13 protein-coding genes are annotated in these 17973 nt (G+C 59.3%); 3 read left to right on the forward strand and 10 right to left on the reverse strand.

Translation table 11 applies throughout. The features are described 5' to 3' along the window. Positions 1-404: 404 nt before the first annotated feature. Positions 405-3983: a hypothetical protein gene (locus ACLD1X_RS13615; RefSeq protein ID WP_429368362.1), complete on the forward strand. Its 3579-nt coding sequence runs from the start codon at positions 405-407 to the stop codon at positions 3981-3983. Positions 3984-4233: 250 nt separating this feature from the next. Next, positions 4234-5565 carry an IS4 family transposase gene (locus tag ACLD1X_RS13620; RefSeq protein ID WP_429368364.1) on the forward strand — a complete coding sequence of 444 codons (1332 nt, stop codon included), beginning with the start codon at positions 4234-4236 and terminating at the stop codon, positions 5563-5565. 45 nt (positions 5566-5610) lie between these two features. Here the strand turns inward: ACLD1X_RS13620 and ACLD1X_RS13625 are convergent, their stop codons facing one another. Further along, positions 5611-6378 carry an SDR family oxidoreductase gene (locus ACLD1X_RS13625; RefSeq protein WP_429368366.1) on the reverse strand — a complete coding sequence of 256 codons (768 nt, stop codon included), beginning with the start codon at positions 6376-6378 and terminating at the stop codon, positions 5611-5613. Positions 6379-6503: 125 nt separating this feature from the next. After that, a complete protein-coding gene (locus ACLD1X_RS13630) occupies positions 6504-7571 on the reverse strand; it encodes a phosphotransferase family protein (RefSeq protein ID WP_429368368.1) in 1068 nt (355 codons plus the stop codon). Between the two features lie 190 nt (positions 7572-7761). Here ACLD1X_RS13630 and ACLD1X_RS13635 point away from each other — a divergent pair, with 190 nt between their 5' ends. Continuing rightward, a complete protein-coding gene (locus ACLD1X_RS13635; protein ID WP_429368370.1) occupies positions 7762-8157 on the forward strand; it encodes a DUF4280 domain-containing protein in 396 nt (131 codons plus the stop codon). 81 nt (positions 8158-8238) lie between these two features. Here the strand turns inward: ACLD1X_RS13635 and ACLD1X_RS13640 are convergent, their stop codons facing one another. From ACLD1X_RS13640 to tssE, 8 genes are all read right to left on the reverse strand, one after another. Continuing rightward, positions 8239-8781, reverse strand: a complete 543-nt coding sequence (locus ACLD1X_RS13640) for a toxin-antitoxin system YwqK family antitoxin (protein WP_429368372.1) — start codon at positions 8779-8781, stop codon at positions 8239-8241. A 13-nt stretch (positions 8782-8794) separates the two neighbouring features. After that, positions 8795-10804, reverse strand: coding sequence for a type VI secretion system tip protein TssI/VgrG (gene tssI, locus ACLD1X_RS13645; RefSeq protein ID WP_429368374.1), 2010 nt, complete (start codon positions 10802-10804; stop codon positions 8795-8797). Positions 10805-10889: 85 nt separating this feature from the next. Further along, positions 10890-11558, reverse strand: coding sequence for a hypothetical protein (locus ACLD1X_RS13650; RefSeq protein WP_429368376.1), 669 nt, complete (start codon positions 11556-11558; stop codon positions 10890-10892). Positions 11559-11639: 81 nt separating this feature from the next. Next, on the reverse strand, positions 11640-12116 hold the full coding sequence (locus ACLD1X_RS13655; RefSeq protein ID WP_429368378.1) for a hypothetical protein: 477 nt from the start codon (positions 12114-12116) through the stop codon (positions 11640-11642). Positions 12117-12202: 86 nt separating this feature from the next. Continuing rightward, positions 12203-14746, reverse strand: a complete 2544-nt coding sequence (tssH, locus tag ACLD1X_RS13660; RefSeq protein ID WP_429368380.1) for a type VI secretion system ATPase TssH — start codon at positions 14744-14746, stop codon at positions 12203-12205. Positions 14747-14748: 2 nt separating this feature from the next. Further along, positions 14749-15774, reverse strand: coding sequence for a type VI secretion system baseplate subunit TssG (tssG, locus tag ACLD1X_RS13665; RefSeq protein WP_429368382.1), 1026 nt, complete (start codon positions 15772-15774; stop codon positions 14749-14751). Next, positions 15738-17531, reverse strand: a complete 1794-nt coding sequence (gene tssF / locus ACLD1X_RS13670; RefSeq protein ID WP_429368384.1) for a type VI secretion system baseplate subunit TssF — start codon at positions 17529-17531, stop codon at positions 15738-15740. Before tssF ends, tssG begins: the two co-directional genes overlap by 37 nt. Further along, positions 17515-17958: a type VI secretion system baseplate subunit TssE gene (gene tssE, locus ACLD1X_RS13675; RefSeq protein WP_429368386.1), complete on the reverse strand. Its 444-nt coding sequence runs from the start codon at positions 17956-17958 to the stop codon at positions 17515-17517. Before tssE ends, tssF begins: the two co-directional genes overlap by 17 nt. Positions 17959-17973 lie beyond the last annotated feature (15 nt).

The raw sequence follows: 17973 nt of genomic DNA on the forward strand, positions 1-17973 counted from the left end.
CCCCTCCGGAGCGCACCTGCCAGGCCATGGATAAAACCGATGTGCTGGGTGATGTACGGGGTGAAGACGGGCAGGTCACTCGAATCACCACCACGACTCGCTGCGTCACGCAGTAGACATCGTGCTGGCGTGCATCCCCGTGCTGTTATAGGCCGATCTGTATGCCAGCTGGGCGTTCGACGGTGCGGCGGTGCTGATCACTGGCCGTCGCTTGAGTGTGCCGCGGTGGCTGCGACGCTGTCCGCGGTGGCTGTGTTTTTGTTGTTGTGTTACGACTTTAATTGCTCTTATTGCCAACGGATCTATAAAACTGTCATTTATAGCAGTAGGCGCGTCCTGACCTTTCTCAGATAGTGAAAACACACCGTTTTTTCACTCTGCTGCAATGATCGGGAGATGTCGCAATGACAGGTATTCGCAATTCTAATTCGATGGCGGGTGAGCCTTTATATCTCTGCTACGGTGCAACTCACCAGTTTGAAATAAAGGCTGACGCCGACAGCGCTTGGGTTAATCAGCAAATTACCCTTCACCATAAAGGTGATTCGGCGATGCTTCAGATCGATCCGGCAGTGGCTCAAACGTTCAGCGAGCAGGGTGTAAGTTGGTTTATCGACTGCGTACTGTTACCGGCCAATGCTAAAGAGGAGTTGTTTCAGCTGTGGGCTCAAACCGAGTTCACGTCACCGGCGTACAAGGTCGATGTGTCGTTGGGACATCATCGGATCGATTTTGTCGATGCCAGCGGCAACGAGCAATTTCAGGTGATTGAGTACGGCGAAGAGACGATCCTCAAGGCGCGGGAAATTTCTTACTACACAAAAGAGGCGATGTCATTTCCGGCGAAATGGAAACTGGAAGAGCAAGACCTTCAGCCGGCCGATCCTGATGCAACAGGTTGGGTCACACCTTACAACTTCAAGCCAACAAAGGCCGGGACTCACCTCATCAACGTCACTGTGCCGAGCCTCTATTATGAGCAAGGCTACTTCCGTAAAGAGATTCCGGTTCATGCCTTGGCGCTCACCCCGTGGGGCAATGACGCGCTGGTACAGGTCAACGGCAAGACTGAATCCGATGTGCTTGAGCGAGGCGTGGTCTGCACGCGTGGGAAACCGCTGTCACTGAAATTGCTGAATGCAAACCAGTTGCTCAAAGGGGCATCCGTGTCTGTGAAATCTGCAGATGCCAAAGCCCTGGGGCTTACGTTCAGTCCGGATTTGAATGTCGAACGCCTAATAGAGGGCACCGAGCTGACATGGAATCTGACCTCACCCCTCACTGCCAACAGCGGTTTGTTCAAGCTGCAAATGCACTGCTCGAAACTCAAGCGCGACTGGGAAATCACCGGGCATCTGCTTTCTGCGAACCTGAAGGATGAAGTCGCAAAAATCGAGGTGAGCGGACGTGAAGTTTCAGACTTCGGCGCGGTGTTCTTCAGCAAGGAAACGCGTCCGCTCAACATAACCTTTGCAGAGTCCATGCGTGGGCTGAGCGTGGCGCTGGAGGAAACCGGCAACCCGGGCATGACCTATGACCCGCCCCTCAAAACGCTTCGAAAAGTCCCGGATAATCTGAAGCTGCAGTGGCAGGTGACCGGCGGTGATCGTAGTAGTGTGTTTACGTTGCGGGTCGTCTGTGCCGATGTCGAAACACCGTTAACCATCGAAAGTCGGGTGCTGTCGAAAATCACTGCCGATGAAATTCAATCGCTCAAGATCAATGGTCAGCCTGTCGACCTGGCTCGACCTGAGCTGCTGTTCTTTCGTGCAGGCACTTACACAGTAGAACTCGTCCCCAAGGCTGCCAGCTCATTGATTGGGCTGAATGTCGCGTTGAAAAAAGGCAGTGGCGCAGAGTTGGGCATGACGTATAACCCTGCGTTGAACCAGGCACGACCGCTCACACAGGCAGGTTTGCAGTGGACGGTAACCGGTGGGCGAACCCAAAGCGGTTTGTTTGAGTTGCTTGTTGACATTCCCCAAGTGGAGCAGTCGTTGCCGCTGGGGTGTCGGTTGCTGTCGAGCAATCTGGCGGATGAGGCCGACGTGAAGATTGACGGCGTCGCCGTGCCTGCCGGGGGCAATTGGTTTTTCCGGGACAAGCCGCAAACGGTGACGTTGACCCCCAAAACCGGTAGCCCGTTGGCCGGCCTGCCGGTCAAGCTGACCTGCACCATCAGAAGCGGACTGGATAGCACCAACGTGGTGAGCGCACCGGCCTTCGGCAGTGAGCAAACCACGAATTATAGCTGGGCAGTGACCGGGAAAATCAAAAGCGGCACCTTCCAGCTGGCGTTGGCGGGCCAGGGCATGACCACACCGATTACCCTGGCTGACAGCAAGTTGCTGTCGAACAATCTGGCGGATGAGGCCGACGTGAAGATTGACGGCGTTGCCGTGCCTGCCGAGGGCAATTGGTTTTTCCGGGACAAGCGGCAAACCGTGACGTTGACCCCCAAAACCGGTAGCCCACTGGCCGGCCTGCCGGTCAAGCTGACCTGCACCATCAGAAGCGGACTGGATATCGCCAACGTGGTGAGCACACCGGCCTTCGGCATTGAGCAAACCACCTATAGCTGGGCAGTAACGGGGAGGACAAAAAGCGGAAAGTTCCAGCTGGCGTTGGCGGGCCAGGGCATGACCACACCGATTACCATGGCTGACAGCAAGTTGCTGTCGAACAATCTGGCGGATGAGGCTGACGTGAAGATTGACGGCGTTGCCGTGCCTGCCGAGGGCAATTGGTTTTTCCGGGACAAGCGGCAAACCGTGACGTTGACCCCCAAAACCGGTAGCCCACTGGCCGGCCTGCCGGTCAAGCTGACCTGCACCATCAGAAGCGGACTGGATATCGCCAACGTGGTGAGCACACCGGCCTTCGGCATTGAGCAAACCACCTATAGCTGGGCAGTAACGGGGAGGACAAAAAGCGGAAAGTTCCAGCTGGCGTTGGCGGGCCAGGGCATGACCACACCGATTACCATGGCTGACAGCAAGTTGCTGTCGAACAATCTGGCGGATGAGGCTGACGTAAAAATTGGGGGCGTCGACCCAACCATTGGAGGCAGTTGGTTTTTTCACGATAAAACAGAATGGATTACATTGACGCCAAAACCAGGTAGTCCGCTTAAAGGATTACCGATTTCGCTGAACTGTACGATCAAAAGTGGTCTCGATATAGACAACTTGTCGTGTGAGCCGCCTTTCGGTAGTGACATAACAATCTTTGCCTACCTGTGGAAGGTGACGGGGAGAGTAAAACGCGGAACTTTTCAGCTGGAGTTGAAAGCGCAAGGGATGACTAGTCCATTTACTTTTGCGATCAGCAAGTTGCTTTCCAGTAATCTCGATGAAGAAGTAACTATCTTGCTGGATGGCGATCCTATGCCGCAGCATGGGGGGGATTTCATCGCGGGACAGGCTCGAACCCTGACGCTGGGTTACAAAAACTCTGACCTTCTGGTTGGCGCTCCTTTGGCGCTCGAACTAATTCATAAATCAGGACCGCATATAGGTGTTACTTGTGAAAGAGCTTTTCTACAGTTATCCACGGCGCACAGATGGATAGTCACTGGCCAAAATAGCTCACTGGAGCTGGCTGGGAGCTTTATACTTGGCTTGTTTAGTGCTCAAAAAAAAGCGATGCTAAGAACTCCGAGCAACCGATTAGGGCACCACATTTTCAGATTCTGCGATGCGTCGGGTAACTACCTACCCCTACCGTTGGAAGAAGTTCGGTATTCTGTTAACGAGCAGTTCGTTCTTGGCGTTGTGGTGAAATATTCAGATGGAACACCGATAATTAATGCAGATATGCGTTTCGTTGCGCCGGAGCACGAGACCAGAATTATCAAAACAGATTCTAATGGGAAGGCGTCCGTTTCCTTCATTTACAGAACGCCTGGTCTGCGTGACTTTTTCGCGTGGTTATATGTTCCAGAAGGCAGTGCAAGAGTGGATTTAAAGGTGCGCATTAATTGAGTTGAAAGATTGGAGAAGCGTATAATTCACTGTTTCTCTACAACGAAGTGCAACTTTACTGATGTTTGAGTAGTTAGGGAAGTTGGCGTTAAAAACTACAAGATAATTCTGATGCGCAGGAAGCTATCGGGTCAGCCATTCACTGAAAAAAAGGCAGTCAAGGACTAATGCCGATCAGTTAAGCCCTCTCGCTTGACCTTTGGCCGCAAGAAATCAAAATCCGATGCCTGTACTGGCATCGGATTTTTTTATGCGTCTCGCTCGGGCACTGGAACTGACCCACAACATCGCCTCCACCCCCAACTCAATCGAGGGATTGGACTCCTTGCTCGATCCTTCTTTGGTCGAACAGGCGCTGGAGCAGGCAGGCGTAGCGACCCTGCGCAAGCGGCGCTTGCCGTTGGAAATGATGCTCTGGTGCGTGATTTCCATGGCGTTCTTTCGACGCATGTCGGCGTGGGATGTGGTCAGCCGCATGAACATCATACTGCCAGGGCAACGCCCATTGGTGGCGCCCAGTGCTGTGGTTCAAGCCCGTCAGCGGTTGGGCAGCGAGGCTGTCCGACAGGTCTTCCATTTGACTCAACAAAGTTGGCGTGACGCAGCCAGTCATCCGACCTGGGCCGGTTTGCGCTTGCTGGGCGTCGACGGTGTCGTCTGGCGAACGCCCGATACACCGGAAAACCGCGCACGTTACGACTCCGCCAGCAACCAGCATGGCGATACGGGTTTCCCTCAGGTACGCATGGTCTGCCAGATGGAGTTGACCAGCCACTTGCTGATTGGCAGTGCGTTTGACGGTTACCGCAGCAACGAAATGAAACTGGCGGAACAACTGATTGATACCACGCCCGATCACTCGCTGACGTTGTTCGACCGCGGCTTTTACTCCCTGGGTTTGCTGCATCAGTGGCAGCAAGCAGGCACCGAGCGCCATTGGCTGATGCCACTGCGCAAAGGGGCGCAGTACGAAGTAATTCAACGCTTGGGCCGCCAGGATGCTGTGGTCTCGTTGAGCACTTCGCCGCAGGCCCGCAAGCAATGGCCAGGGCTGCCGGAGCGCCTGACTGCGCGGCTCCTGAGCAAAACCGTCAAGGGCAAGGTGTGTCAGATCCTGACCTCGATGGCCGATCCGCTGCGCTTCCCATCCGATGAAATCGTCGACCTGTACAGCCAGCGATGGGAGATCGAATTAGGCTTTCGGGAGATGAAACAGACGTTGCTCAACAGCAGCTGTACGCTGCGCAGCAAGACACCCGAGATGATCGAGCAGGAACTGTGGGGAGTGTTGCTGGGCTACAACCTGTTGCGCTACCAGATGGTGGAAATGAGCCGCCACTGTTCGGGTATATACCCGTGCGAAATGAGCTTTACCGCATGTACGTGGGCAATTTTATGGTTTATCAACGGCGTCTCGGCCGACCGTTCCGGGAACATCCCCAAGTACCTGGCCGAGCTGCATGCCTCAGCCTCGCACTATGTCCTGCCTCATCGGAGAGAGGAGCGTGTTTATCCCCGAGCCATCCGACTCAAATCCCCGAAGTATCCGATTAGAAAGAAAAATGCCAGTCAGCTTAACTGACTGGCATTAGTCAATAGACTGCCTTTCTTTCATTCGGAAACCATGTCAGGACAAGAACCCACCATCCACATTCAACGAAATCCCAGTGGTGTAACTCGACGCATCACTTGCCAAATAGAGCACCGCCCCCGCCATCTCGCTCGGATCCGCCACCCGCTTGAGCGGAATCTGCTGCAACGCAGTATTCAAAATCGCCTCGTTCTTCACCAGCGCCGAAGCAAACTTGGTGTCGGTCAGACCCGGCAACAGGGCATTGCAACGAATCCCGAACTGCGCGCACTCCTTGGCGAACACTTTGGTCATGTTGATCACCGCCGCCTTGGTCACCGAGTAGATGCCCTGGAAGATACCCGGCGAAACACCGTTGATCGACGCCACGTTGATGATGCTGCCGCCACCGTTTTCGCGCATCAGCTTGCCGGCTTCGACCGACATGAAGAAGTAGCCGCGGATGTTCACGTCGACGGTTTTCTGAAAGGCACCGAGGTCGGTGTCCAGCACGTTGCAGAACTGCGGGTTGGTCGCGGCGTTGTTGACCAGGATGTCGAGGCGGCCGAACTGTTCCTTGATGCCGGCGAAGACCTGGCTGATCTGTTCCATTTCGCCGATGTGGCAGGCGACGGCGGTGGCCTTGCCGCCAGCGGCGATGATCGCATCGGCCACGTGCTGGCAGCCTTCAAGCTTGCGGCTCGACACGATCACGTGGGCGCCTTGCTGGGCCAGCAGTTTGGCGATGGCTTCACCGATGCCACGGCTGGCGCCGGAGACGAAAGCGATCTTGCCGTCGAGGTCGAACAACTGAGTCTTGGACATGGGATTTCCTTGTTATCGAGTCGGTAGGGGGCACTGTGTCGGGTCAGTGAGCGCGCGTTATCGTTAGCGATCTTCGCGAGCAAGCTCGCTCCTACAGGGTTCTGTGTAATCGAGCAGTATCAGGTTCACAGGGTGGATTTGTGGATGACCTGCAGGCTCATCTGCTCCAGCAGCTTGTTCATGTGGATGAACTGCGCGAAGCGTTTGTCCTGGGTCTGGCCATGGTAGAAGCGGTAGTAGATCTGCTGCACGATGCCGGCCAGGCGAAACAGGCCGTAGGTGTAGTAGAAGTCGAAATTGTCGATGCCGATGCCCGAGCGTTCGGCGTAGTAATCGACGAATTCGCGGCGGGTCAGCATGCCCGGTGCATGGCTTGGCTGGCGGCGCATCATCTGCACCGGCGCCGGGTCATTGGCTTCGATCCAGTAGGCGAGGGTGTTGCCCAGGTCCATCAGCGGATCGCCCAGGGTGGTCAGCTCCCAGTCGAGCACGCCGATGATCTGCATCGGGTTGTTCGGGTCGAGGATCACGTTGTCGAAGCGGTAGTCGTTGTGCACGATGCTGGAGGTCGGATGGTCGGCCGGCATCTTGTCGTTGAGCCAGGCCTTGACCACTTCCCATTGCGGCGCATCGGGGGTCAGGGCTTTTTCGTAGCGATCGCTCCAGCCTTTGATCTGCCGCGCCACATAACCCTCGGGTTTGCCCAGGTCGCCCAGGCCGTAGGCGTTGTAGTCGACGCGATGCAGTTCCACGAACTTGTCGATGAAGCTCTTGCACAGGGCTTCGGTTTTCGCCGAGTCCAGGCCCAGTTCCGGCGGCAGGTCCGAGCGCAGGATGATGCCGTTGACCCGTTCCATGACATAGAACTCGGCACCGATCACCGATTCGTCGGTGCAGTGCACATAGGCTTTGGGGCAGTACGGAAAACCGTCGCGCAGTTGGTTGAGGATGCGGAATTCACGGCCCATGTCGTGAGCCGACCTGGCCTTGTGGCCGAAGGGCGGGCGACGCAGGACGAATTCCTTCTCCGGGTACTCCAGCAAGTACGTGAGGTTCGATGCGCCCCCCGGGAACTGGCTGATCTGCGGCAATCCGCTCAAACCCGGAATGTGCGCCTTGAGGTACGGATCGATCAGGCTGGCATCGAGTTCTTCGCCGGTGCGGATGCGGGTGGACTGGTCAGTAAGCGCCATGCTTATCCCTTCTGCTTATTTTGGAGGCCAGATATCATTTGCTAATCTAATGCTGAGACAGGCGTGCCACAAGCGTGGCACGGTCTTATAGGTTAGCGTGTTGCCGGATAATCAACGTTCCTGATGTGCGAGAACACGCCCGGCGGACTATGGTTCAGGGGACGCGATACTTCCAGGAAGGAGGTTTGAAATGGGCTGTCCGCAAGTCTGTGCCACCGCCACCCTGCAATGCAGCTTTGGTGCGGCGCCGGCCGTGCTCAACGTGCTGCCGGTCAATCGCACACTGACCGCTGGCCTGCCGGCGGCGAACATCATGGATCACATCCCGCTGGTCAACATCATGCCCTTCGGTGTGTGCACGAGCCTGGCCAACCCGATGGTCGCGGCCGCCACCGCTGCGGCATTGGGGGTGCTGACACCGATGCCTTGCATCCCGGCGACTGCCACGCCATGGATACCGGGCGGGGCACCCACGGTGCTGCTGGGCAACATGCCGGCGATTGACGCCAACAGCACGTTGATGTGCAACTGGGCCGGGGTGATCAAGATTGTCATGCCCGGGCAGATGCAGATGCTCATTCCCTGAGTCCCACAGCGATCACTGTGGGAGCGGCGGTGCGGCGATCCGACTTGCCCGCGATGGGGGCATCTGAGCCAATGCAAGTCTTCAGGCCTCAGCCGGATCATTCCAGCGCCTGAACCACCAACGCACCCTCGAGATCGGCTTGCCCTCGGCGCCCAGCGGTCGCCCATCGGTGGCGAAACCCTGTTCCGGTTCCAGCAACTGACCATTGAGATACCGCGCCTGGACGGCGGTTTTACCGTTGGGGTGAAACCGCTGATAACGCCCCTCGCGCACGCCATCTCGGTAAAACTGAGTCTCGGCCAATTGCCCGTCAGGGAAATAGTTGTTCGCTTCACCGTGAAGCAGGCCCCGGCGATAAGTCGCCTTGCGTTGCAAGCTGCCTTCGGGCGCGAAGAAACTGGCCACGCCGTGCAATTTGTCATGCACATAAGGCAGTTGCGCCGAGACGGTGCCATTGGGGTAATACAGCAGGCTCGTGCCTTGTAGTTCGCCCTGGCTGTAGCTCAGGTTCGCCTGGGGGCGTCCGGCGTCCTTGATGTGCAGCGGGCCTTCCAGCCGGCCTTCAAGCAAGCGCCCGTCGAGGTGGCTGTCGCCACGCTCCAGATCGAGTTTGCCCGATGTCATTGCCTGACCCTCCTCAGTTGACCTTCACCAACCCGCCCTTGATGGTCAGCATGCCGCCGCCGTCGACGGTTTGCTCGGCGGCGGCCTTGTTCACCAGGCTGATCCCGGCATCGTTGGTCAGCGTCGTGCCCGCCTTGTTTTCCAGCGCGGTGCCGGCCTGGTTGCTCAAGGAGGTGCCGGCTTTCTGGCTGACCGAGGTACTGGCCTCGGCGGCGAGGTCCGCGCCGCTCTTGATCGCAAAACTGCCGCCACTTTGCAGGGTCAGGGTGCCGCTCACCTTGATGGTCAGGTTGCCGTCCACGGTCAGGCTGTAGTTGCCGGAGACTGAGTGCTCATAGTTGCCGCCAGTGCTGTGAGTCTGGTCGGCACCGACTTTCACCGTGCGGCTGTCCTTCACTTCAAGGCTGTCGCTGCCGGTCTGGATGGTCACGCTGCGTTTGCCTTTCTCCAGGGTCACGGTCTCGTCGCCTTCCTTCACCGTGCGCGTGCGCGCATTCTGCACCGTCAGGGTTTCGTCGTGGCCGACGGTGGCCGTGGTGTCGTTGAGCACGTTGATCCTGAAATCCTTCTGCGCCTGCAGAAACACTTCCTCGGCATCCTTCTTGTCCTCGAAGCGCAACTCGTTGAAACCGCCGCCGCCCTTGGATGACTGGGTCTTGATCCCGGACTGGGTCTGATTGGCCGGCAGCGCATAGGGCAGGGCGTTGTCGCCGTTGTAGACGCAACCGGTCACCAGTGGCCGATCGGGGTCGCCGTCGATAAAGGTCACGATCACTTCCTGGCCGATCCGTGGCACGAACTGCATGCCGAAACCCTTGCCGCTCCAGGGCAACACCACGCGCACCCAGCAGGAACTGGCTTCGTCGTTCTTGCCGTCGCGATCCCAGGGAAACTGCAATTTGATCCGGCCGTATTCGTCGGTCCAGATTTCTTCGCCGGATTTGCCCACGACGATGGCGGTCTGGGTGTGCATGCGTGGTTTTGGCGTTGTTCGCGCCGGGCGAAATGGCGTGGCCTTGGGGATGGCTACAAAGCGATTGCGATAGTTTTCGTGACTGACCTCATGGGTCACGGACAGCACCACCCAATCGATATTCAGGCTCGCATCATCATGGCCGGCGAGGGTGAACCAATGCCCGGGCACCAGCCAGCGGCAGTCGCTTTCGCCGACAAAGCGTTTCTCCTGACTGCGCAGCCCGTCGACCCTCTGTTTGGTCAACGCATCGCCGCGCGCCTTGGCGTTGTAGCCGCCGGGATGCTCGTAGATCGAACGTGGCCCGGCGACCGCTTCGGCCTGGCTGTAGAGTGAAGTGGTCGATGTCGTGAACTCGTAATCCGTTGCCCGATAAACGCCGGCTACGGCTTGCATGCACACTTGGCCGCTGCGGATGCCATGCAGTTCACGTTCGCCCATTTGCTGGCCGAGATAATTCACCTTCGGCCCGTTCGGGATGGGTGGGAAGGCATCGTTGCTGTCACCCAGCACCAGCGTGTGTTTGCCGTCTTCGTGAGTAAAGAACCAGAAAATCCCTTCCTCTTCCAGTAGCCGCGAAACGAAGGCGAAATCGTTTTCACCGTACTGCACGCAGTACTCGCGCGGGGTGTAGCTGCCGGTGAGTTTCAGCGTGAAATCGGTGAAGCCGTGGGCCTTGAAAATCGTGGTGACGATGTCTGAAGTGCTGAGGTTCTGGAATACGCGGTTGTTACTGGCCAGGGTCAGCCACCAGAGCCACGGCCGTAAAACGAGTTGATAGCGCTCGGCGGTGGCGTCCGCAGGAAGCTGGCGGATTTCGGCGACCAATGCGTCGAAGGGTCGGGTTTTTGCGTCGTTGTGCAGGGTGGTGGTGACGTGGGTGGCGACGGCGGTGGTCAGGGTGAGGGAGGTGCCGTCGTTCAGGCCGTTGAGAGTTTGCGAGCCGAGTGCATTGAGCGTTTCTTCGCCGGACAGCGACTCAGGGTAAAGCGCCGACAGCGAGGTGGCGGTGAGGGAGAGGCTGGTGTTGCTGTCGATGGTGCGGGGCATTGAGCAACCTCAAACAGTGATCAATGAATTTAGGGCGACATGAAATACATCCTCCCTCGACCCCTTTTCCTTTTTCTCCCATGACTTAGATATAGGGATTGTTTCGCAAAACCTTTTCCATGGCTTTTTCCGCAATTTTGTTAGTTGAAGTCTGCCCCGCGACTTCCGCGTCAATCCCAACTGAGTCGGTCAGAACACCGCCAAAGGTTCCGCCCGGGGCGCGGCCATTGAGCCACCCGGGGTTTGCGCTAGCGGTATTGGCCCAAAGTACCGCATCCTGCAAGGTGTCATGCCAGGACACGATGGTGTCGTTACGCATCGTCGCCTCATCATGGGTGGCCACTTTGAAATAGAGGGTGCGTCCCCCTGCATAGGCACCGAGCAGGGCGGTAAGCATGTTGCCGGTATCGGCGAGATTGCAGCAGACATAGCAACGGTAAGCCGCTGCGGCAGGCATGTTATTGCTGAAAAAATGTACCCAATAGGCAGTGCTGCCCGCCGCAAGCCATGCCGCTACGGTTCCCCAGTTGGGGGCCTGAGCAAGGGTGTTTTGATTTTGCGCAATAACAATTCTTGCGTCGACACTGATCGCGCCGGTCACTGCCGCCGCGTAGCCCGCCACGGCAGCTTTCAACCCGACGGTATAGGCCGCGTGGTCATAGGCATCAACATTAGGGTTAGCTGTGATGCGTGCGGCAGTTGTGTTGACTGCAGTATTGAAGCGATGGGATATATCCAGATCGTCGTATGCCATTGTCCACCTCCATCTTTCTTCGTAGGGCTGTCTTGCCAGATTGAAAGGGGGTATCTCTATTTTTGTTACTCTTCTTTCTTTTTAGGGAAGTGCGATATTGAGTGCAGCGAACTGCGCATCAATACCCGCTGCATGTGCAATCTCCATGGTCACCGTGTCCGGATAGAGCCACCACACGGTGACTGCCGGGATGGTTGCTGCGCACCATGCCGCGCAACCATTTTCTCCGGCGCAGGGCGCCAACTCCACGAACATATAGGGGTGATAACCGCCTGCCAGGTTGCCGGCATTATGTGCCTGCCGCTCTGCGTGGTGATCTGGATTGAAAAGGCCTCCAGCTTGTATCGCATCTGAATCGAGTAGATGAGCCTGACTTTGTCCAAATCGATAGTCGGGTGTGCCGAATATAGAGTGGGCAAGTATCTTGATGCTGGCACAACAAGACCCATTACCTACGCCATTTCCAGGACCTCTAATGTCGGCAAACTGATAGATGCACGCCATTGCGAGTTCTCTGGCAATTTCACGATGAATTCCGGCGGTACTGATGTGGGGCATTTGTATCCTCCGTGATTTAATAAAATTGCCTTTGGACATATTGTTTAGCAGATGGAATATTTTCGGATTGATCAGTAAATTCGACTTCACTCCAATACCCACTCCGCCAACTTCCCCGTCACCTGCGTCATCAAGACATTCTCGACATCCCGCGCCCCGGCCGCACTGCACTTGGCCAATACCGCCTGGACAATCCCGGCATCGAACTCAAACTGTTTGCCGGTCGCCGCCTTGTACCGGCCGCGCAGTTTCTCCAGCTTCGCCAACACAATTCCTTCCAGCGTCGCCTCATCCAGCGGTCGATACGCAACCACGGTCATCCGCGCCAGAAAGGCCGGGCGAAAGGCTTGCAGCAGCACCTTGTGCAAGGCCTCGTTAAAGGTATCGGTTCCAAGTTGCGCCACCGGCGTGTCGAGCAACAGTTCGGCGCCTACGTTACTGGTGGCCAGCATCACGGTGTTCTTGAAATCCACCACCAATCCGGTGCCGTCTTCCATCACGCCTTTATCGAACACGTTGTAGAAGGCTTCGAGCACATCCGGGTGGGCCTTTTCGATTTCATCGAGTAACACCACCGAATACGGTTTGCGCCGCACCGCTTCAGTCAGCACGCCGCCGCTGCCATAACCGACGTAACCGGGCGGGGCGCCTTTTAGTTGGCTGACGGTGTGGGCTTCCTGGTATTCCGAGAGGTTGATGCTGATCAGGTTGCGTTCGCCGCCATACAGCGCGTCGGCCAATGCGTAGGCGGTTTCGGTTTTACCGACGCCCGTAGGTCCGACCAGCAGGAACACGCCGACCGGTTTTTGCGGGTCGGTGAGTCCGGCGCGGTAAGCCTGCAGGCGCTGGGCGATGGTGCCGAGCGCGATGCTCTGACCCATCACGCGCAGACCCATGCGTTGGCCGAGGGTGCGCACGGCGTGGGCTTCGTCGGCGAGCATTTTGCCGACCGGGATGCCGGTCCAGCCGGCGATGACGGCGGCCACGGTTTTACCGTCGACCTGTTCCGGCACCAGCGGGTCGTCCTGGCGGATCGCGTCGAGCCCGGCCTCCAGTCGTACCAGTTCGGCGGCCAGATGATCGATGCGACTGTCGATGGCTTCGTCGGGTTTGTCGCTGTCGGCGCGTTCGCTCAAGGTCAGCAATTGGCTGCGGGTTTCCAGCAGTTCGCGCACGGCGACCCGTTCTTCGTTCCAGCGGGTTTCCAGTTCGCGGATGGCCTGCACGTTGCTGGCGGATTCGCTTTCCAGCAGGGTGATGCGCTCGCGGTGATCGAGCCCGGTGGCCTGTTCGCGACGCAGGCGTTCGACCTCGTCCTTGAGGCTGTTCTGCCGGTGACGCAGGCTTTCCAGCGGTGGCGGCACGTCGTGCTGGCCAAGGGCGACCCGGGCGCAGGCGGTGTCGAGCACGCTGATGGCTTTATCCGGTAGCTGGCGCCCGGAGATGTAGCGATGGGACAGTTTCACCGCTTCATGAATCGCCGCGTCGAGCACCTGCACGCCGTGGTGCTGTTCGAGTTTGGCGGCAACCCCGCGGAGCATTTCCACCGCTGTGGTTTCGTCCGGTTCCTCGACTTGCACCAGTTGAAAGCGGCGGGCGAGGGCCGGGTCTTTCTCGAAATATTTTTTGTATTCAAGCCAGGTCGTGGCAGCCAGGGTGCGCAACTCGCCACGGGCCAGTGCCGGTTTGAGCAGGTTGGCCGCATCGCTGCCGCCTTCCGCGCCGCCAGCGCCAATCAACGTGTGGGCCTCGTCAATAAACAGAATGATCGGCTTGTCGGCGCCGCGCACTGCGTCGATCACCCCTTTGAGGCGTTGTTCGAACTCGCCCTTGACCCCGGCGCCGGCCTGCAACAAGCCGAGATCGAGTACACGCAAGCTGACGTCCTGCAAGGACGGCGGCACATCGCCGGCAGCGATGCGCAGGGCCAGGCCTTCGACCACGGCGGTCTTGCCCACGCCCGGCGCACCGACCAGGATCGGGTTGTTCTGCCGACGGCGCAGCAGGATGTCGATGCATTGGCGAATCTCGCCGTCGCGCCCGACGATGGGGTCGATGCGCCCGGCGTGAGCGTCGGCTGTCAGGTCCTGGGTGAACTGGTCCAGCACTGAATCCTGCTTCGGCGTGGGGTTGCCGGCACTCACCGCACGTTTACCGCCGACGTGCTCGCGAGAGCTTTCGGTCCACTCCAGCAGGTTGCTGCGTAGCGCCTCTCGGGGAATCTTCAACAGTGATGACGCGCTGTTGAGCAACAGGCTGCGGCGCTCGTCGCGGTCGATCAAGGCCAGTAGCAGCAAGCCTGAGCGAATGCTCTCCAGCCCCAGCACACTGGCCTGCACCACCGCGTCTTCGAGCAACCCGGTGGTGTGCGACGACAATGCCGGGGTGCGCGTGCTGCCGGACTTGAACAGCTCCAGCGCCTTGTTGATTTCCGCCGTCAAGGCGTCGCGCTCCAGGCCGAAGCGCGGCAACAGATAAGCGAAGTCTCCACCCTCGATGTCGAGCAGCTCCAGCAGCAGGTGTTCGATTTCCACGTAGTGGTGGCCTCGCTGCAGACAGCGTTGCGCGGCCCGTTCCAGGGCGCGGCGGTTGTCCGGGTTGAGGCGTCCGATCAGGCTGGCCAGTTCCATGTTCAGGTGATCTCCAGCTGACGAAGACGGGTTTCGATGCGTTGCACCGCCAGGCTGGTCTGGCGTTGCAGGCCGCCGTTCCAGCTAAGCAGGGGCGGTGTCTGACGACCGAGTCTGATCGGGCCGGCACCGCGTACCAGCAACACCAATGTGCAATCCAGGTCCGGGCCGAAATACAGCGCGCTGAGGCTGGCCAGTACCGGGTGAGATTCGCCATCGGGCAGGAACCGCGCGGCCTGGGCAGAGGTCAGCGGGCCAAGGGTCAGACGAATGCCTGCGTGCTCATCCCAGACCCGGGTGCCGGCCACTGCCGTGCGACCCAGTTGCAGATTGCGACCGCCGGGGATCATGCGGCTGCGACTGGCGGACGGGATCTCTCGCCAGGCACCTTGATAGGCGCTGAGTTCAACCGGCAGTTCGAACTGTTCGCGCACGATCGCGGCAAAACCGGCGAGTGAGCGGCGCCCGTCAGCAAACAGGGCGCTGCACGCCAGCACGGCACAATCGGGTACCGCCTGACGCTCCTGCAAGGCTTTGGGCAGCAAACCGGTCAGGGCCCGCAATTGTGCCTGCACCGCAGACGCACCCGGCGCGGTGAATCCTGCGGCGATCCGGTGCTTGCGCATCACTTTGTACAGCAGGCTCAGCAGCCGGTGCTGAAACAGGTCGAGAAATTCAGCGGGCGCGTAATCCTTGGCCCGCGCGCGTTGCTGCAACCATTCCTGATAGGCGTAGGGCAGCGGGCCGTCGGGCCCGCCGAGGCCAAACACCGGGGTACTGAGGACCGGTTGCTGGCCGGGTTCCTGGGTCAGGCTTTCGATTTCGCTGGCGGCAAACAGCGGCGTCAAGGGGCCACGCAAGCGCAGTGCTTCTGCTTGCGGGGCGGTGCCGCTGCCCAGGGATTGGGCTTGCGGTTGTTCGAGCTCCAGCAGCAACAGCGCCTGCAACAGCTCGAACGCCTGCGGCTCTTTGCGCAGTCGTTGGCTCAGGCTCAGAGGGACAGTGGCATGCCGGCTTGGGGTTGCCATGTCTTCACCTCCCTGTCTGATTGAACCAGCACCGTGCGCACAAAACGGTTAGCGGTGGCATAAAGGGAAAAGAACTGTGCAAGCACCGCTGAAAACAACACGGCGCTGCTACCGACGAAATGCTGCGGGTCGAGTTGCAGGCGCACCTCCAGCCCATTGCGCCAGCCACGCCAGGCGTCTTCGCCGATGTGGGCGATGACGCGTTCGCAAGCGAGGCCGCGCAAGCCTTCGATTTGCCGCCAGGCGCTGGCCTCGTCACGCAGGTTGTGCAACTGGAGAATTTCCTTGAGTGCGTCCAGCGCCTGTGGCCCTTCGACCAGCGACAAATGATTGAGGGTCAGTTGCGAGACCAGGCGCCAGCGCGACTCACCGTCCAGCCGTGGCACGCTTTGCGGGCCCGGCGGGTTGCGCAGTCGTGCCCAGGCCACCGGGCCCGGACGTTCGAAGCCTAACGGTGTACCGGCCGGCAGGCTCTGCGCCAGATGCCGATTGGTGCAGAGCAGTTCGGCGGTGAGGCTGTAGTCGATGGCCTCTGACAATGGTTCGAATCGAGTGTCCACCAGGCTCACCAACAGGTCAGTGCCGAGGCGATTGGGGGTCATGCCGCTGACACGTCGGGCGTGCCAGTAGCACTGTTTATCGGCGTTGCCATGTTGGCTGCCGTAATAGGCCGGCACTCGCTGAACCCCGCGACTGGAAGTGGCACGCATCGCCCGGATGCTATGGATCTCGACGCTGTTTTCCCGGTGGCTGTCGGCGACCAGGCGGTATTCGCTGCGGGTCCCGTCCGGGCGCAGCGGCTCCGAGGTTCGCGGAAACAGATTGATCACTGGCGTGCAGCCCAATGCAAAGTCGCTGGCCTGAAGCTGCAGACGGTTGCCTGGGGCGCGGTCGAAGACGATGTACAGGTACAGCGCCTGACTGTCGCTGGTGGCGCCTGCCAGGGGCAGGTCGAAGAAGTTGAATTTGTCCGGGAAGGCAAAGTACTCGGCGAGCAGGCGCCGCGCCGGGTGCACCCCATCCTCGTCCGGCAGCAAACCCTCATCGCTGGTAAAACCGACGATCTGCGGCAGCCCCGCAAGGGCTTTCGGCACGCTGCCGACGGGGCCGGCCAGGACCTTCACGGCGTGGGCGCCGAGCAGGTCGTAGAGGCAGGCGTTGACCACCGGGGATGCACTGAGGTGCACGCGCAACTGTTCGACGCAAAGCGTTGACCACTGACTGTCACCGAGGCAGCGCAAGCCCAGTCGCAGCGCCGAACGCGCCTGGACAACCCCGGTAAGGGCCTGGGCTTCGTCGCTGCCCAGCAGCAACGGTTCGGTGATTTCCAGCGGCCACAGACGCACGGGTGCACTGGTGCGAAAGTGGATGCTTTCGCCTTTGCCGGTGGTGACGAACAACGGCGTGTCGCGTGGCAATGGGTAGCCGCCGTCGAGATTGCCTTTGCTCGGGTCCGGTTCGAATTGCACGATGGCGCAGGACGGCAGGGGGCGCATCGCCAATGGATAGAGTTGTTCCAGCAGGGCATCGCTGAATTCGGCGTAATCGTCATCGAGCCGGCGTTGCAGGCGGGCCGCCAGCAGTGCAAACCCCTCGAGCAGCCGTTCGACGTGGGGATCGGGGCATTCATCGGGGGACAACTCCAGCCGCCTGGCAACCTTGGGGTAGCGCTCGGCGAAAATACCGCCGGCATGGCGCAGCCAGGTCAGTTCCCGCTGGTAGTAATCAAGCAGTTGCGGGTCAATCGAGTCGCTCATGACGCACCTCAAGGCCATCGCCGGCCCGCTCGATCACAAAGGCCACAGGCCAGTGCTGGCGGCCACTGCGCAGCTCCCCGACCAGTCGAATGCTCAGTTGCTGCGGGCGGCCGGGCACCGGGTCGACCTGGACTTCGCCCAGGCGCAGGCGGGGTTCGAAATGGTTGATGGCTTCGCGCACCTGTCGCGTCAATAGGCGACGGTCATCGCTGCGCTGCTGTTGCAGGGCGGTCCAGTCAGCGATGCCGTAGTCGAGAATGCTCGGCGGGGAGGTGAGCATGTGAGGGCCGCGTCGGGTGTTGAACAGGCGCAGCAACTCCGTGCGGATCGAGTCGAGCAGGTCCTGGAGGTCGAACACGCGCAACGTGTCGACCTCGCTTGCGGCCAGTCGCTCGAACAGCGGCGGGAGGAGGCGGGTGCCTGCCATGGCCGACGCGCCCGG

It is taken from the genome of Pseudomonas sp. 18173, from assembly GCF_050432945.1.
Lineage (GTDB): Bacteria > Pseudomonadota > Gammaproteobacteria > Pseudomonadales > Pseudomonadaceae > Aquipseudomonas.

Bases quoted from the DNA above. Each gene is read 5' to 3' on its own strand.
- ACLD1X_RS13615 (WP_429368362.1), top strand. From the start codon at position 405: ATGACAGGTATTCGCAATTCTAATTCGATGGCGGGTGAGCCTTTATAT.
- ACLD1X_RS13620 (WP_429368364.1), top strand. From the start codon at position 4,234: ATGCGTCTCGCTCGGGCACTGGAACTGACCCACAACATCGCCTCCACC.
- ACLD1X_RS13625 (WP_429368366.1), bottom strand. From the start codon at position 6,378: ATGTCCAAGACTCAGTTGTTCGACCTCGACGGCAAGATCGCTTTCGTC.
- ACLD1X_RS13630 (WP_429368368.1), bottom strand. From the start codon at position 7,571: ATGGCGCTTACTGACCAGTCCACCCGCATCCGCACCGGCGAAGAACTC.
- ACLD1X_RS13635 (WP_429368370.1), top strand. From the start codon at position 7,762: ATGGGCTGTCCGCAAGTCTGTGCCACCGCCACCCTGCAATGCAGCTTT.
- ACLD1X_RS13640 (WP_429368372.1), bottom strand. From the start codon at position 8,781: ATGACATCGGGCAAACTCGATCTGGAGCGTGGCGACAGCCACCTCGAC.
- tssI (WP_429368374.1), bottom strand. From the start codon at position 10,804: ATGCCCCGCACCATCGACAGCAACACCAGCCTCTCCCTCACCGCCACC.
- ACLD1X_RS13650 (WP_429368376.1), bottom strand. From the start codon at position 11,558: ATGGCATACGACGATCTGGATATATCCCATCGCTTCAATACTGCAGTC.
- ACLD1X_RS13655 (WP_429368378.1), bottom strand. From the start codon at position 12,116: ATGCCCCACATCAGTACCGCCGGAATTCATCGTGAAATTGCCAGAGAA.
- tssH (WP_429368380.1), bottom strand. From the start codon at position 14,746: ATGGAACTGGCCAGCCTGATCGGACGCCTCAACCCGGACAACCGCCGC.
- tssG (WP_429368382.1), bottom strand. From the start codon at position 15,774: ATGGCAACCCCAAGCCGGCATGCCACTGTCCCTCTGAGCCTGAGCCAA.
- tssF (WP_429368384.1), bottom strand. From the start codon at position 17,531: ATGAGCGACTCGATTGACCCGCAACTGCTTGATTACTACCAGCGGGAA.
- tssE (WP_429368386.1), bottom strand. From the start codon at position 17,958: ATGGCAGGCACCCGCCTCCTCCCGCCGCTGTTCGAGCGACTGGCCGCA.